The sequence below is a fragment of the Antribacter sp. NEAU-D49 genome (assembly GCF_057158775.1).
In genome coordinates, this window is record NZ_JBXTSN010000002.1 from 232,132 (window position 1) to 245,957 (window position 13,826).

A 13,826-nucleotide genomic window follows, 5' to 3' on the forward strand; every position below is an offset into this window, starting at 1 on the left:
CGTGATAGGGCGTCCCGGACGAGTTCGTCTGGCGCACGGAATCGCTCATGGTGACGCTTCGTCACGATTTCTGAACGCCGGGCAAAACCCCGGCAATGCGGGGACGATATGTCCTCTGCCGCGGGTGATGGCTTGCCCGTGCCCTCCTAGCGGTCCGGCTGGCGGGTGTGATAGAGATCACGGGAACTCGTCGCGATGGTGCGACGCGGTCTCACTCGTCCGCGGTGGTCGCCACGCCCGGTGCCGGCCGCGCGTGCGCCGGGAGCGTCACCCGCATCGTGGCGCCCTGGTCGGAGTCCGCGACCTCCACATGACCACCGTGCAGGTCCACCGCCCAGCGGGCGATCGCCAGGCCGATCCCCGTGCCGCCGCTCGTGCCGACGGTGCCCGAGGCGCCGACGGGGTGGCTCGACGAGCCGCGCGTGAACCGCTCGAAGATCCGCTCGCGCTCCTCCTTGGCGATACCGGGTCCCTGGTCGCTGACCTCGATCACCACGTCGTCGCCCGACGGGTACGCGTCGAGCCGGACGACCCCGCCGTGCGGCGAGTGCCGGATCGCGTTCTGGAGCAGGTTGGTGACGACCTGGTGCAGCCGCTCGGCGTCGGCCTCCAGCGCCAGGTCGTCCGGGGTCACGTCCACCACGTAGTGGAGGTTCTTGGCCGCGTCCACCATCGCGAGCCCCTGAGCGCAGTCCTCCAGGAAGTCGCCCACCGAGACCTCCGACATGGCGAGGGCGGAGGCCCCCGCCTCGATGCGCGACAGGTCGAGCAGGTAGGAGACGAGACGGGTCAGCCGCTCGGTCTGGGCGAGCGCCTGCTCCAGGGCGGCCGGCGTGGGCTGCGACACCCCGTCCACCATGTTCTCGAGCTGGGCCTGGAGGGCGGCGATGGGAGTCCGCAGCTCGTGCGAGACGTTCGCGATCAGGTCCCGCCGGGTCTGCTCCACGGACGCCAGGTCGTCGGCCATCATGTTGAACGCCGCCGCCAGCCGACCCACCTCGTCCTGGCTCGTGGCGCGCACGCGGGTGGTGTAGTCACCCTCGGCCATGGCCTGGACCGCGGCCGTCATCTCGCGCAGCGGCGACGTCATGCCGCGCGCCAGGATCTGGGTGAGCAGCAGCGAGAGCAGGATCGCCAGCGGGAACGTGCGGCTGGGACCGAGGCTCGCCTGGAGCCCCAGCCACGTGATGAGCACGGCGAGCGTGACCGTCGCGGCCACGAGGACGCCGAGCTTGGTCTTGAGCGAGCGCAGCGGGTCGAGGGGGCGGAGGTCGCGCAGGTCTCGGCGGGGGGCCATCAGGTGGTGGCGCTCACAGGGCGGGCGGCTCGAAGGCGTAGCCCACGCCGTGGACGGTCCGGATCAGGTCCGGGCCGAGCTTGCGGCGCAGCGCCTTGATGTGGGAGTCCACGGTGCGGGTCCCGCTGGCGTCGGCCCAGTCCCAGACCTCGGCGAGCAGGCGCTCGCGCGTGAGGACGGTCTTGGGCGAGCCGGCCAGCATCACCAGCAGCTCGAACTCCGTGGGGGTGAGGTGGACCTCCTCGCCGCCCCGGTACACGCGGCGCTGCGCACGGTCGACCGTCACGTCGCCCATGATCATGGGCGGGTCGGCCGGCGTGGACGCGGCGGCCTGGGCCGCGCGGTCCACCCGCCGCAGCAGCGCCTTGATCCGCGCCACCAGCTCGCGCATGGAGAACGGCTTGGTCATGTAGTCGTCCGCGCCGACGCCGAGACCCACCAGCATGTCGGTCTCGTCGTCGCGGGCGGTGAGCATGAGGATCGGCACAGGCTGTTCCGCCTGGATGCGGCGCGTGACCTCGAGCCCGTCGATCCCGGGGAGCATCACGTCCAGCACCACCAGGTCGGGGCGGAGCCGGGCGGCCGCGTCGACGCCGGAGAGCCCGTCGCGCGCCACCTCCACGCGCCATCCCTCGGCGGAGAGCCGCTGTGCGATCGCCGTGGCGATCGTCGGCTCGTCCTCCACCACGAGGACGGTGGCCGTCTGCTGGCCTGTGCTGGCCGAGGACGGCGCGGATCCCGGGAACGGGGTGCCCGGCGACTGGGGCGTACCAGAAGACATAGGACCAATCTTGCACCTACGAGCCTGACAGGACACTGAGACCCGGCTGAAACGGCGCGAGGAAAGCGCGCCCCACGTGCTTCGCGCGGCCTCCGCCCCGCCAGGACGCTACGATCGTTGCCACCATGATCGAGCGATATTCGTGGAGCACCCTGTGATCGGCGACTGGTTGATGGTCGCGCTCGGGGTGCTCCTCACCGCAGGCACCGCTGTCTTCGTGGCCGGTGAGTTCTCCCTGGTCACCCTGGATCCCGCCGTCCTGGGCGGAGACGACGACCAGGAGGGCGACAGAGCCCGGCCCGGCGCCACCGCAGCGAGCAGGCCTGCACCGAGCAGGCGTGACGCGGCGGTCCGCGCCGGGCTGAAGAACCTCTCCACGGAGCTCAGCTCCGCCCAGGTCGGCATCACGCTGACCACCATCCTCCTCGGCTACACAGCGCAGCCGGCGCTCGACTCGCTCCTCGAGTCGGCGTTCGGCAACGTGCCTGTGTCCGGCGCAGTGGCGGGCGTGCTCGCCGGCGTGCTGGCGCTGCTGCTCGTCAACATGTTCTCGATGGTCTTCGGCGAGCTGATCCCGAAGAACTTCGCGCTCTCCGCGCCGCTCGCGACCGCCCGGCTCGTCGTCCCTCTGCAGCGTGCCTTCACCATCGGGTTCAAGCCGGTCATCGCTCTGCTGAACGGCTCCGCGAACGCGATCCTGCGCCGGGTGGGCGTCGAGCCCCGCGAGGAGCTGTCGGGCGCGCGGTCCGCCTCCGAGCTCGCGTCCCTGGTCCGGCGGTCCGCCGAGGAGGGCACGCTCGAGCGGTCCGTCGCCACGCTGCTGACCAACTCCATCGAGCTCGACGAGCTCACCGCCGTGGACGTCATGACCGACCGGATGCGGATGGTCGTCGTGCACCGCGACACCACCGCGGAGGAAGTCGTGGCGCTGGCCCGCACCACCGGCCACTCCCGGTTCCCGGTGATCGGCGAGGACCGGGACGACGTCGTCGGCCTGGTGCACCTGCGCCGTGCCGTCGGCGTGCCGCACGACCGCCGGTACGACGTCCCCGCCGCCGCCTTCATGGTCGACGCGCCGCGCGTCCCCGAGACCGTCCGCCTGGGACCCCTGCTCGTGGAGCTCCGCGGGTTCGGGCTGCAGATGGCGGTCGTGGTGGACGAGTACGGCGGCACGTCGGGCATCGTGACGCTGGAAGACGTCGTGGAGGAGCTCGTGGGCGACGTCGCCGACGAGCACGACCCCCGCCGCGCCGGCGCCGCCCGGGCCACCGACGGGTCGTGGATCGTGCCGGGCGTGCTGCGCCCGGACGAGCTGGAGGAGACCACGGGCATCGACCTTCCCGAGGACGGGGCGTACGAGACCCTCGGGGGCCTCGTGATGGCGCGCCTCGGGCGTGTGCCCGTCGTGGGCGACCTGATCGAGGTCGACCGGGTGACGCTCCGGGTCGAGGCCATGGCCGGCCGGCGGGTCGAGCGGCTGCGCGTCAAGGTGGTCGAACCCGCCCCGGACGACTCCCACCGGCCGGAGGAGGTCCGATGAGCACCTCGACCGCTCTCCTGGTCGCCCTCGCGCTGCTCGCGGGCAACGCGTTCTTCGTGGGCGCCGAGTTCGCCGTCCTGTCCGCGCGCCGGAGCGCCATCGAGCCCCTCGCGGAAGCAGGTGACCGCCGTGCCAAGACCGTGCTGTGGGCCATGGAGCACGTGTCGCTCATGCTCGCGTGCGCCCAGCTCGGCGTCACCGTCTGCTCCACCGGCCTCGGCATGGTGGCGGAGCCGGCGCTCGCGCACTTCCTCGAGGGCCCGCTGCACTCGCTCGGCGTCAGCACGGCGCTCGCGCACCCGATCGCCCTCGTCGTGGCGCTGTCCGTCGTCGTGTACCTGCACGTGGTGCTCGGCGAGATGGTGCCGAAGAACCTCGCGGTGGCGGGCCCCGAGAAGGCTGTCCTGTGGTTCGGGCCGCCGCTCGTGATGCTGGGCCGTGTGCTGCGCCCGGTGATCGGCGCGCTCAACTGGATCGCGAACCACGCGGTGCGGCTCGCGGGCGTGGAGCCCAAGGACGAGGTCGCCTCGGCGTTCACCGCCGAGGAGGTCCAGTCCATCGTGGAGCACTCCGCCGCGGAGGGGGTGCTCCACGACGAGCAGGGCCTCCTCGCGGGCGCGATCGAGTTCTCGTCCCGCACGGCGGGCGACGTGATGGTGACCGTGGACCAGCTCGTCACGGTGCCCGACGACACGACGCCGGACGAGGTCGAGCGGCTCGTCACGCGGCACGGCTTCTCCCGCTTCCCGGTCGTGGCCGGCCGTCACCCCCTCGCCGAGGGCGAGACGGGACCGGAAGGTGACCCGGACGCCGTCGGCCAGCTGGTGGGGTACCTGCACCTCAAGGACGTCCTGTACGCGACCAACGGCGACCGGCACGACCCCGTCGCGCCGTGGCGCGTGCGGGCCCTGGCCGCCGTGCGCCCCGACGACGAGGTGGAGGAGGCGCTGCGTGAGATGCAGCGGTCCGGCTCGCACCTCGCCCGGGTCGTCGGGTCCGACGGCGCGGTCCTGGGGGTCGTCTTCCTCGAGGACATCCTCGAGGAGCTCGTGGGCGAGGTCCGCGACGCCATGCAGCGTCGCCGGTTCGCCTGAGAAGCGCGGCCGGCACGACGTGGGCACGACGGCGACTTCTGTAACCGGGCGTCGTGACGCTATCGTGACCCACGCACCGCGTGACGTGGACGACACATCCAGGTCACAGGCGTACGGCATCCTCGGGCGCCGGGGTGGTTCACCGCCAGGGGGCGGGATACCACAGCCACGTCTTGGCACCTTCGCCGAGGCGTGGTTAGTGTCGGACGAGCCGCGAGGGGCCGCGGGGACAACGGACCACGGAGGGGTAGTGGAGTCAGCGGCATCCTCGGGCGAACAGCCCGCGCTCGTCTCGCGGCGCGCCCGGCGGGAGGCAGAACAGGGACCGGGTCGAAGTACCGGCCGACGGCGACCCGACAAGCCCGCGGCGAACCAGCGCACCCTCCAGCAGCGCTGGATCCCCAAGTCGGCGGTCCTCGGCACCCTCGCCGCCGCGACGATCGCCGTCCCGCTCGCTCCGCCCGCGCCGGCCAACGACACGCCTTTCGCGCTCGACCAGGGCAACGTCGGCCCGTCCACGCTCGACGTCGTCACGATGCCCGGTACCGCACCGGCCACCTCGGGCGCGGTGGCCGCAGCGCCGAAGATCGCGCGCAGCGACGTCACGGTGAGCCGCACCTCCGAGCGCAACCCCCTCCCGAACTGCGACCCGAACACGCCGGTCGAGGGGACCAACGGCCGGCTCGCCGACCACTCCCTGTGCGAGATCTGGCAGCCGGGCGACTTCCTCCGGCCCGACGCCGCCATCGCGCTGTCGTCGCTCAACGAGAACTTCCGCGCGGCGTTCGGCCGCGACCTGTGCCTCGTCGCCACCTACCGCTCGTTGTCGATGCAGTACTCCGTCAAGGCGTCCCGCGGCTCGTACGCCGCGTCACCCGGCAGCTCGATGCACGGCTGGGGCCTCGCGATCGACCTCTGCTCGCAGGAGACCGGGTCGGCCGAGGTCTACCGGTGGCTCAACGCCAACGCGCCCGCCTACGGCTGGCAGAACCCCTCCTGGGCCAAGCGCGGCGGTGTGGGCGCGTACGAGCCGTGGCACTTCGAGTTCGTGCCCGGTGTCCAGGAGAAGGGCAAGTGGTACGGCTGAGCCCTTCGGTGCTCAGGTGGTCAGGTGGGCGTTGTCGCCGAAGTCCTGGCTGAACCGCGGGCCCGTCGCCGCGAGCTCGGCGGCGAACGTCGTGGACCAGCCGCTGTACGGGTCCACCGCGAGAGACTCGTTCGAGAAGCGCCGGTCGTCGGTGATCTCCGTGACGCAGAAGTCCGGGATCTGCAGGTCCGTCACCGGGCCCGAGCGCTCGCACTCCGCGATGACGAGCGGGTGGTTGGCGCCGCCGAAGACGTCGATCGACCAGCCGTCCGCGCCCAGCCACACCGCGTAGCGGGTCTTCACGACCGGGTTGCCTCCCCGGCGCACCAGCTCGACCGCCACGAGCGGGTCCAGCTCACGCTCCGCCTCGTAGCGGGTGCCGCCCACCGACGGGCCCTTGACCGTGACGGCGGCGAAGTCGACGGCGTCCCGGAACCGGTCGAGGATGTCGGGGGCCTCCGTGGCCTTGTCCTGCCGCACGTCGACGTCGGCCACCTGGACGCGGACGCGCAGGGCGTAGCCGCCGTCGGACAGGAAGTAGGACTGGATGATCAGCGTGGGCGCGTCCCGCAGCGCGGCGGGAAGCTCCCGGACGAAGAAGCGGCGCTCGAACTCGAAGTCCTCGTAGCCCGTGTCCTGCGCCGGTGCGGGTCGGTGCTCGCTCATGACGCCCCTCAATAGTTGACGGGTGCGGATCCCCGCGAGTCTACTCGGGTGCGAAATTCCTTGCTGACGTGCGCCCGCGCCGGGCTAGCGTTCGGGGCGTCCGGCGCGTCACGAGGGAGACCATGCAGCACGACTGGCAGCAGTACATCGACAACGCGGTCGCCTGGGCGCAAGGCGCTCTCGGCTCGGCCGCCTACACCACGCGGTGCCTGGCGTTCGTCGAGGACGCCTACGAGCGGTCCAACGGGATCGAGGTCTTCGGCGGTGACTTCGCGGGCGAGTCGGCCGAGCTCTACGCCGCGTCCGAGAACTCCGGGGAAGCCACCGCGGGGCGCGTTCGTCTTCTACGACACCGCTGGTGAGCTGTTCGGCACCCGCCGGAACTGGGGCCACGTAGGGCTGAGCCTGGGCGGCGGGCAGGTGGTCCACGCTTGGGACCGGGTGCGGGTCGATCCCTACCTGGCGGTGCAGGAGCTCGCCGGCACGCCCGGCTGGGACGCGCCGCGGTTCGCCGGCTGGGCGTTCGAGCGGATCTTCGAGGGGAGCCGACGGCGGGACTGGGCGGGCGACGCGGCCGAGGCCGCCGAGCGGATGGCGGCGGAGCGGTTCGGGGGCGGGGAGCTCCGCACGAGGCGGCGGTGAGTCGAGGTGTGAGGGGTCCACCGGTCACGGACGTGTTCGGCGGACGCCGTTCTCGGGAAGGACGATCCACCCGATCTGTGGCAGGTCCGGTACGTCGTCCACCGGGCCGACGGCCTCGAGCCCGCCTGCTCGCACATAGATGGCGATGCGGTCCTCATGCCCGCACTCCGGACAGTCGCAGAGCCAGCCGTCGACCACGACGTGGTCGGCGCCGGGATCGCCGACGGCAGCAGGGCCCCAGGTGAGCGCCTCGCCGAGCACATAGCTATGCTGCCAGACGTGGCCGAAGCGGAACTGGATCTCGCGGCGGGTGGGCGCTCCGCAGCCGGGGCACGGGACGCTGACGTACAGGGAGTTGTAGGTACCCATCAGGGGTCGCACCGTAGCGGAGCCGACGTACCACGGCGAGCTCGTCCACGCGGGATCCGCCTGGTCCAGGCCGGGGTTCGCTCGGACACTTGCGCCTCCCGCGCTGTCACCCTTGGTGACAATGTGCACGCAGAGTGACCTCGCGAGAACACACCTCGTGCGTGCGTCCGTCGCCAGGCAACGAAAAAGCCCCCGACCGGCGTAAGTGCTGGTCAGGGGCTGTTTTCCGAAGGTGCGCCCGATAGGATTCGAACCTACGACCTTCTGCTCCGGAGGCAGACGCTCTATCCACTGAGCTACGGGCGCGCTGTGCTGGTCTCAGGACCAGCACGGTGCATGAGACTACCAGGAGTCGGCCGGTTCGTCCGCATCGATTGAGCGTGACCTGCCGAGCGGGGTCGCTCGATCGGCAGTTCGTCGGATGATCGGCAGCCCGAGCTGCCGATCATCCGACGGATTGCCGAATACATGGCGGCTGGGCCGGGTTGGGCCGGCCGGCCCGGGCCGGGCGAGGCCGGGCGGCGCCCGCGGAGCGAACCAGAGCGGAGCCGGTTCCGGGCTGTGGAAACACGGGGCAGCGCGCCTGACCCGGCCGATAGAATCTCCGAGTGACCCCCGACGAGCTCTCCCGAGCACTCAGCGCTGCCCTTGCCGCGGCGGTTGCCGACGGCACCCTCGCCCTGCCTGCTGACGCGATCCCCGCGTCGGTCCACGTGGAGCGGCCCCGGCAGCGCGAGCACGGCGACTGGGCTACGAACGTCGCGCTCCAGGTCGCCAAGAAGGCCGGCACCACGCCGCGCGCCCTCGCGGAGGACCTGGCCGTGCGCCTGGGCTCCACGCCGGGCGTGAAGTCGGTGGACGTGGCCGGCCCGGGATTCCTCAACATCACGCTCGACGCGGCGGCGGCGGGTGAGCTCGCGCGCAGCATCGTCGAGGCGGGTGCCGACTACGGCCGCAACGCCCAGGAGGCCGGGACGCGGATCAACCTCGAGTTCGTCTCGGCCAACCCGACCGGTCCCATCCACATCGGTGGCGTCCGCTGGGCGGCGGTGGGCGACTCGCTGGCCCGCATCCTCGAGGCCTCAGGTGCCCAGGTCACCCGCGAGTACTACTTCAACGACCACGGCGCGCAGATCGACCGGTTCGCCCGCTCGCTCCTCGCGGCGGCGAAGGGCCTGCCCGCGCCGGAGGACGGCTACGGCGGCGCCTACATCGGCGAGATCGCCCAGGCCGTCATCACGGACGCGCTCGCCGCGGGCGACACGGACCCGCGCGAGCTGCCGGACGACGAGGCGCAGGAGGTCTTCCGCGCCCGCGGCGTGGACCGCATGTTCACGGAGATCAAGCAGTCGCTGCACGACTTCGGCGTCGACTTCGACGTCTACTTCCACGAGGACTCGCTGCACGAGTCGGGGGCCGTGGAGCGTGCTGTGGACCGGCTCAAGGCCGACGGGCGCATGTTCGAGAAGGACGGTGCGCTCTGGCTGCGCACCACGGACTTCGGCGACGACAAGGACCGCGTGGTCATCAAGTCCGACGGCGAGGCGGCGTACATCGCCGGCGACATCGCCTACTACCTGGACAAGCGCGAGCGCGGGTTCGACGACGTCATCATCATGCTCGGTGCCGACCACCACGGGTACGTGGCTCGCATGATGGCGGTCTGCGCGGCGTTCGGTGACACGCCGGGCAAGAACATGCAGATCCTCATCGGCCAGATGGTGAACCTGGTGAAGGAGGGCCAGCCGGTGCGCATGTCGAAGCGCGCGGGCACGGTCATCACCATCGACGACCTCGTGGACGCCGTCGGCGTCGACGCGGCGCGCTACTCGCTCGCCCGCTACTCGGCCGACTCGAACATCGACCTGGACCTCGACCTGCTCGCCACCGCGAAGAACGAGAACCCGGTGTTCTACGTGCAGTACGCGCACAGCCGCACGGTCCAGATCGCCAACAAGGCGGTGGAGCGCGGGGTGCGTCGCGAGGACGGCTTCGACCCGTCCTTGCTCAGCCACGAGTCGGAGTCCGTGCTGCTGGGCCGGCTGACGGAGTTCCCGCGGGTCGTGGGCCAGGCTGCGGAGCTGCGCGAGCCGCACCGCGTGGCCCGGTACCTCGAGGCCCTCGCCGGTGACTTCCACTCCTGGTACAACGACGACGAGAAGCTGCGCGTCGTCCCGTACCCGGACGAGGAGGTCACGGAGGACCACCGGGCCCGCCTGTGGCTCAACGACGCGGTGCGGACGGTCCTCGCGAACGGCCTCGGCCTGCTGGGCGTGAGCGCTCCGGAGCGTCTGTGAGCGGCTACCCCGGCGAGCCCTGGTCCCGGGGCGCCCGCCGTACGGCCGACGGTTCCCTCGAGGTGGCGGGCCTGGACCTGCGCGACCTCGCCGCAGAGCACGGCACTCCCGCCTACGTGCTGGACGAGGGTGACTTCCGCTCCCGGGCGCGCGCCTACCGGACGGCCTTCGAGCAGGCGTTCGCCGCGGTCGGGGCGGGCGTGGACGTCTACTACGCAGGCAAGGCGCTCCTGACGGTGGCCGTCGCGCGCTGGGCGCGCGAGGAGGGCCTGCGGGTCGACACCGCGTCGGGCGGCGAGCTCGCCGTCGCGCTGCGGGCCGGCGTGCCGGGACCGGAGCTCGGCTTGCACGGCAACAACAAGTCCGACGCCGAGATCGGACGCGCGCTCGACGAGGGCGTGGGCCGGATCATCGTCGACTCCCTGGTCGAGATCGAGCGGGTCGCGGGCCTCGCCCGGGAGCGCGGCGTCGTCGCGCCGGTGATGGTCCGGGTGACCACCGGGGTCCACGCGGGCGGTCACGAGTACATCTCCACGGCGCACGAGGACCAGAAGTTCGGCCTGTCGATCGCGCCGGGCACGGGGGCCGACGGCGACTCGGCCGCGATGGGCGCCCTGCTCGCCGTGCTGCGCCACCCGGAGCTGCGCCTCCTGGGGATCCACTCGCACATCGGCTCCCAGATCCTCGACCCCGAGGGCTTCGAGGTGGCCGGTCGAGCCGTGCTCCAGCTGCGGGCCGACCTCGCAGCACGCACCGACGTGCTCGTCGAGGAGGTGGACCTCGGGGGTGGCTACGGCATCGCCTACCTGCCCGGCGAGGTGGCGATCGACCCGGAGCGCGTCGCGAAGGACGTGGCCGAGGCGGTCGCTGCGGTCGCGGCCGAGCTCGGCACCCCGCTGCCCCGGTTCTCCATCGAGCCGGGCCGGGCGATCGTGGGGCCCGCGGGTCTCACGCTCTACACCGTCGGCACGGTCAAGCCTGTGGTCGTGGGTCAGGACGCGGCGGGCGAGCCGTTCACCCGCACCTACGTGTCGGTGGACGGCGGGATGAGCGACAACATCCGGCCCGCCCTCTACGGCGCGCGGTACCACGCGGAGCTCGCGAACCGGACCTCCACCGCGGAGCCGGTCCTCGCCCGCGTGGTGGGCAAGCACTGCGAGAGCGGTGACATCGTGGTCCACGAGGTCCAGCTCCCGGGCGACGTCCGCGCGGGCGACCTTCTCGCCGTCGCGGCCACCGGGGCCTACGGCCGCTCGATGGCGTCCAACTACAACCTGCTCCCGCGCCCGCCCGTGGTCGCCGTGGCGTCCGGCGCTGCCCGCGTGCTGGTACGCCGGGAGACGATCGACGACCTGCTGGCCCTGGACGAGGGCTGAGGACGCCCGTCCGGTCGCCTCCCGCGGAAGGCGACCGGACCGGCGTCGGGCACTGCCCGATCAGTCCTTGCAGAGGCCGGTGCTCTCCGTGTACGTCTTCTCCGTGGCGTCGAACCGGGAGCTGATCTCGTCGAGCTCCTTCTGCTGCGTCTCCATCGTGGCGTAGTGCTGGTTGAACTCCGCCTCGGTGGCCGCGGCCATGACCAGGCCGAGCGTCTCGACGAACTGGCCGAGCTTCGTGCCAGCCTCGTCGTTCACCGCGAGCAGCCCTTCGGACGCGTCGACGGTCGCGCGGCACTCGTCGAGGTCGCCCTGGAGGTCCTCCTTCTCCGTGGTGAGCGTGACGACCTGTGCCTCGGCGTCGTCCTTGGCGGTCGTCGTCGCGGTGAGCTCGGCGGTGAGCTCGCCCGCGGTGGCCTCCCAGTCGCCGGCGTCGCCGGTCGCGGCGAAGCCCCACCCGAGAGCCGCGACGAGGGCCACGGCGAGCACGAGGCTCACCCAGTGGCGCCCGAGGAAGCTGCCGGAGCGTGCGGTGGAGGGCGCCGGGGCAGCGGGGGCCTCCGGGGCGTCGAGGTCCGAAGCCGGTGCGGTGTCGCCCGAGGCCTCGACGAGGGCCTCGGCGATCGCCTCGGTGGCCTCGTCCGGAGCCGTCGTCTCGGGGGTGGTCTTGTCTGGCACGTTCTCTCCTTGCTGGTGCGCCCCGGTGCAGACGTCGATATCTGCCGATGACCGGAGCGAGGCCGAAGATAGTGCCCGTAGATCACGCGAAATGGCGCCAGGAGCCCCAGAACGGGTGAAATCGAGTGCCCGGGGCGCCGCACCCGTCACACGAAGGAGGGCGGGGGCCATCACCGGGCCCCCGCCCTCCCCGTCAGCCGGGGCCCAGAGGCCCCGCTACCTCACGGCTGGTCCACCGGGGACCCGACCAGGAACCTCGCATACGCGTCCAGCGTGAGGAAGTCGGGGAAGTCCTCGCCGAGGGAGACTTCCCGGAAGACGGCGACCGCGTCGTCCACCCGGTTGCCCTCCGGCCGCGGCAGCTCCGCGGCGACCTCGACCAGGAGGCCCTCGACGCGCTCGTGGGTGACGGGCGCGCCGTCGTCGTCGGTCCGGGTCCCGGACGCGATCCACTGCCACACCTGCGACCGCGAGATCTCCGCGGTGGCGGCGTCCTCCATGAGGTTGTCGAGGGCGGCGGCGCCGACGCCGCGCAGCCACGACTCGATGTAGCGGACGCCCACCGACACGTTGGCGCGGAGTCCCGCCGACGTGACCGTGGCGCCCGCCCGGCGCACCGAGGCGATGTCCAGCAGGTCGTGCTGGCGCACGCTGACCTCGGGGCGCAGGCGGCTCACCTGGTTCGGGGCGTCGCCGAGGACGGCGTCCAGCTCGGCGCGTGCGACCGGGATGAGGTCGGGGTGCGCCACCCAGGTGCCGTCGAACCCGTCGCCGGCCTCGCGCCGCTTGTCGGCGCGGACCTGCTCGAGCGCCCGCTCCGTCACCTCGGGGGAGCGGCGGTCCGGGATGAAGGCGCTCATGCCGCCGATCGCGTGGGCTCCCCGCTTGTGGCAGGTCTGCACCAGCAGCTCGGTGTACGCGCGCATGAAGGGGGCGGTCATGGGGACCTGCGCGCGGTCGGGCAGGACGTAGGAGTCGCCGCGGGTCCGGAACGACTTGATCACCGAGAACAGGTAGTCCCACCGTCCGGCGTTGAGGCCGGCGCAGTGCTCCCGCAGCTCGTAGAGGATCTCCTCCATCTCGAACGCCGCGGGCAGCGTCTCGATGAGGACCGTCGCGCGGACCGTGCCGCGCGGGATCCCGAGCGTGTCCTGGGCGAGCGTGAAGACGTCGTTCCAGAGCCGGGCCTCCCGGTACCCCTCCAGCTTGGGCAGGTAGAAGTACGGCCCGCGCCCCCGGGCGATCAGCTCCCGGGCGTTGTGGAAGAAGTACAGGCCGAAGTCGACCAGGCTCGCCGAGGTGCAGCCCGTGACGCCGTCCCGGTCGGTGTACCGCAGGTGCTTCTCCACCAGGTGCCAGCCGCGGGGGCGGAAGACGATGGTGGGAAGGTCGGCGAGGTCGGGAGACCGCAGCTCGTAGCGCTTGCCCGCCTCGTTCGTGAAGGTCAGCGTGCCGCGGACGGCGTCGTGGAGCGACAGCTGCCCCTCCACGACGTTGCGCCACGTGGGGGAGGAGGCGTCCTCCTGGTCCGCGAGCCAGACCTTGGCGCCCGAGTTCAGGGCGTTGATGGTCATCTTCGGGTCGGTGGGTCCGGTGATCTCGACGCGCCGGTCGTCGAGGCCGGGCGCGCCCGTGCTGCCCGCCACCCGCCAGGACGTGTCGTCCCGGACCGGGCGGGTCGCCGCCCGGAAGTCGGGGTCGGCGCCCTCGGCGAACTCGTCGCGCCGCGTGCGGCGGGCGGCGAGCAGCTCCGCGCGGCGGGCGGCGAACCGGTCGTGGAGCAGGGCGAGGAAGGTGAGCGCCTCGGGCGTGAGGATCTCGTCGTAGCGCGCGCCGAGCGTCCCGTGCACGGTGACGGTGCCTGCGGCACGGGAGCCCGGCGGGGTGCCGATCCCGGACAGGCCGGCGGCCGCGTCGTAGGGGCTGACCCCGCCCGGGGCAGGGGTGTTGGTGATGGCGGTCATGAGGTCCTCCGCGGGGTAGATGGTCGGGCGGGTCC

13 protein-coding genes and 1 tRNA gene are annotated in these 13,826 nt (G+C 72.2%); 7 read left to right on the forward strand and 7 right to left on the reverse strand.

The genetic code is table 11. From position 1 onward, the window contains the following. Positions 1 to 211 precede the first annotated feature (211 nt). Both AC060K_RS02815 and AC060K_RS02820 read right to left on the reverse strand, forming a co-directional pair. Entirely contained in the window at positions 212 to 1,297 is a 1,086-nt protein-coding gene (locus AC060K_RS02815) for a sensor histidine kinase (RefSeq protein WP_483763931.1), read from the reverse strand. Positions 1,298 to 1,310: 13 nt separating this feature from the next. Beyond that, entirely contained in the window at positions 1,311 to 2,078 is a 768-nt protein-coding gene (locus tag AC060K_RS02820; protein ID WP_483763932.1) for a response regulator transcription factor, read from the reverse strand. A gap of 154 nt (positions 2,079 to 2,232) precedes the next feature. Between AC060K_RS02820 and AC060K_RS02825 the strand changes: the two genes are divergently transcribed. The 3 genes from AC060K_RS02825 to AC060K_RS02835 all read left to right on the forward strand — a co-directional run bounded on the left by AC060K_RS02825 (position 2,233) and on the right by AC060K_RS02835 (position 5,799). After that, positions 2,233 to 3,618, forward strand: a complete 1,386-nt coding sequence (locus AC060K_RS02825) for a hemolysin family protein (RefSeq protein WP_483764047.1) — start codon at positions 2,233 to 2,235, stop codon at positions 3,616 to 3,618. Next, positions 3,615 to 4,712 (forward strand): hemolysin family protein, encoded by a 1,098-nt coding sequence (locus AC060K_RS02830; protein ID WP_483763933.1) that lies wholly within the window; start codon positions 3,615 to 3,617, stop codon positions 4,710 to 4,712. Before AC060K_RS02825 ends, AC060K_RS02830 begins: the two co-directional genes overlap by 4 nt. A gap of 250 nt (positions 4,713 to 4,962) precedes the next feature. Next, positions 4,963 to 5,799, forward strand: coding sequence for a M15 family metallopeptidase (locus tag AC060K_RS02835; RefSeq protein ID WP_483763934.1), 837 nt, complete (start codon positions 4,963 to 4,965; stop codon positions 5,797 to 5,799). A 12-nt stretch (positions 5,800 to 5,811) separates the two neighbouring features. Here the strand turns inward: AC060K_RS02835 and AC060K_RS02840 are convergent, their stop codons facing one another. Beyond that, entirely contained in the window at positions 5,812 to 6,465 is a 654-nt protein-coding gene (locus tag AC060K_RS02840) for a CYTH domain-containing protein (protein ID WP_483763935.1), read from the reverse strand. A 122-nt stretch (positions 6,466 to 6,587) separates the two neighbouring features. On the opposite strand from AC060K_RS02840, the gene AC060K_RS02845 reads away from it, so the two are divergent. Both AC060K_RS02845 and AC060K_RS02850 read left to right on the forward strand, forming a co-directional pair. After that, positions 6,588 to 6,827 carry a hypothetical protein gene (locus tag AC060K_RS02845; protein WP_483763936.1) on the forward strand — a complete coding sequence of 80 codons (240 nt, stop codon included), beginning with the start codon at positions 6,588 to 6,590 and terminating at the stop codon, positions 6,825 to 6,827. Positions 6,828 to 6,885: 58 nt separating this feature from the next. Next, positions 6,886 to 7,107: a hypothetical protein gene (locus tag AC060K_RS02850; RefSeq protein WP_483763937.1), complete on the forward strand. Its 222-nt coding sequence runs from the start codon at positions 6,886 to 6,888 to the stop codon at positions 7,105 to 7,107. Positions 7,108 to 7,131: 24 nt separating this feature from the next. On the opposite strand, the gene AC060K_RS02855 is transcribed toward AC060K_RS02850, so the two are convergent. Both AC060K_RS02855 and AC060K_RS02860 read right to left on the reverse strand, forming a co-directional pair. Further along, a complete protein-coding gene (locus tag AC060K_RS02855; protein ID WP_483763938.1) occupies positions 7,132 to 7,476 on the reverse strand; it encodes a hypothetical protein in 345 nt (114 codons plus the stop codon). A gap of 233 nt (positions 7,477 to 7,709) precedes the next feature. Next, positions 7,710 to 7,782 (reverse strand) — tRNA-Arg (locus AC060K_RS02860). Between the two features lie 302 nt (positions 7,783 to 8,084). Between AC060K_RS02860 and argS the strand changes: the two genes are divergently transcribed. Together argS and lysA are read left to right on the forward strand one after the other, a co-directional pair. Beyond that, the gene (gene argS, locus AC060K_RS02865; protein ID WP_483763939.1) at positions 8,085 to 9,773 is read left to right on the forward strand and encodes an arginine--tRNA ligase; all 1,689 of its coding nucleotides are present in this window, start codon (positions 8,085 to 8,087) and stop codon (positions 9,771 to 9,773) included. Next, positions 9,770 to 11,149, forward strand: coding sequence for a diaminopimelate decarboxylase (lysA, locus tag AC060K_RS02870; RefSeq protein ID WP_483763940.1), 1,380 nt, complete (start codon positions 9,770 to 9,772; stop codon positions 11,147 to 11,149). The genes argS and lysA overlap by 4 nt, the downstream gene beginning before the upstream one ends. A gap of 60 nt (positions 11,150 to 11,209) precedes the next feature. Here lysA and AC060K_RS02875 read toward each other — a convergent pair whose 3' ends face one another. Together AC060K_RS02875 and aceB are read right to left on the reverse strand one after the other, a co-directional pair. Continuing rightward, positions 11,210 to 11,827: a hypothetical protein gene (locus AC060K_RS02875; protein WP_483763941.1), complete on the reverse strand. Its 618-nt coding sequence runs from the start codon at positions 11,825 to 11,827 to the stop codon at positions 11,210 to 11,212. Positions 11,828 to 12,048: 221 nt separating this feature from the next. Further along, positions 12,049 to 13,791 (reverse strand): malate synthase A, encoded by a 1,743-nt coding sequence (gene aceB, locus AC060K_RS02880; protein WP_483763942.1) that lies wholly within the window; start codon positions 13,789 to 13,791, stop codon positions 12,049 to 12,051. Positions 13,792 to 13,826: the final 35 nt, after the last annotated feature.

What these genes read in the sequence shown, in the direction of transcription:
- AC060K_RS02815 (WP_483763931.1), bottom strand. Translation starts at nt 1,297, where the DNA reads ATGGCCCCCCGCCGAGACCTGCGCGACCTCCGCCCCCTCGACCCGCTG.
- AC060K_RS02820 (WP_483763932.1), bottom strand. Translation starts at nt 2,078, where the DNA reads ATGTCTTCTGGTACGCCCCAGTCGCCGGGCACCCCGTTCCCGGGATCC.
- AC060K_RS02830 (WP_483763933.1), top strand. Translation starts at nt 3,615, where the DNA reads ATGAGCACCTCGACCGCTCTCCTGGTCGCCCTCGCGCTGCTCGCGGGC.
- AC060K_RS02840 (WP_483763935.1), bottom strand. Translation starts at nt 6,465, where the DNA reads ATGAGCGAGCACCGACCCGCACCGGCGCAGGACACGGGCTACGAGGAC.
- AC060K_RS02845 (WP_483763936.1), top strand. Translation starts at nt 6,588, where the DNA reads ATGCAGCACGACTGGCAGCAGTACATCGACAACGCGGTCGCCTGGGCG.
- AC060K_RS02855 (WP_483763938.1), bottom strand. Translation starts at nt 7,476, where the DNA reads ATGGGTACCTACAACTCCCTGTACGTCAGCGTCCCGTGCCCCGGCTGC.
- aceB (WP_483763942.1), bottom strand. Translation starts at nt 13,791, where the DNA reads ATGACCGCCATCACCAACACCCCTGCCCCGGGCGGGGTCAGCCCCTAC.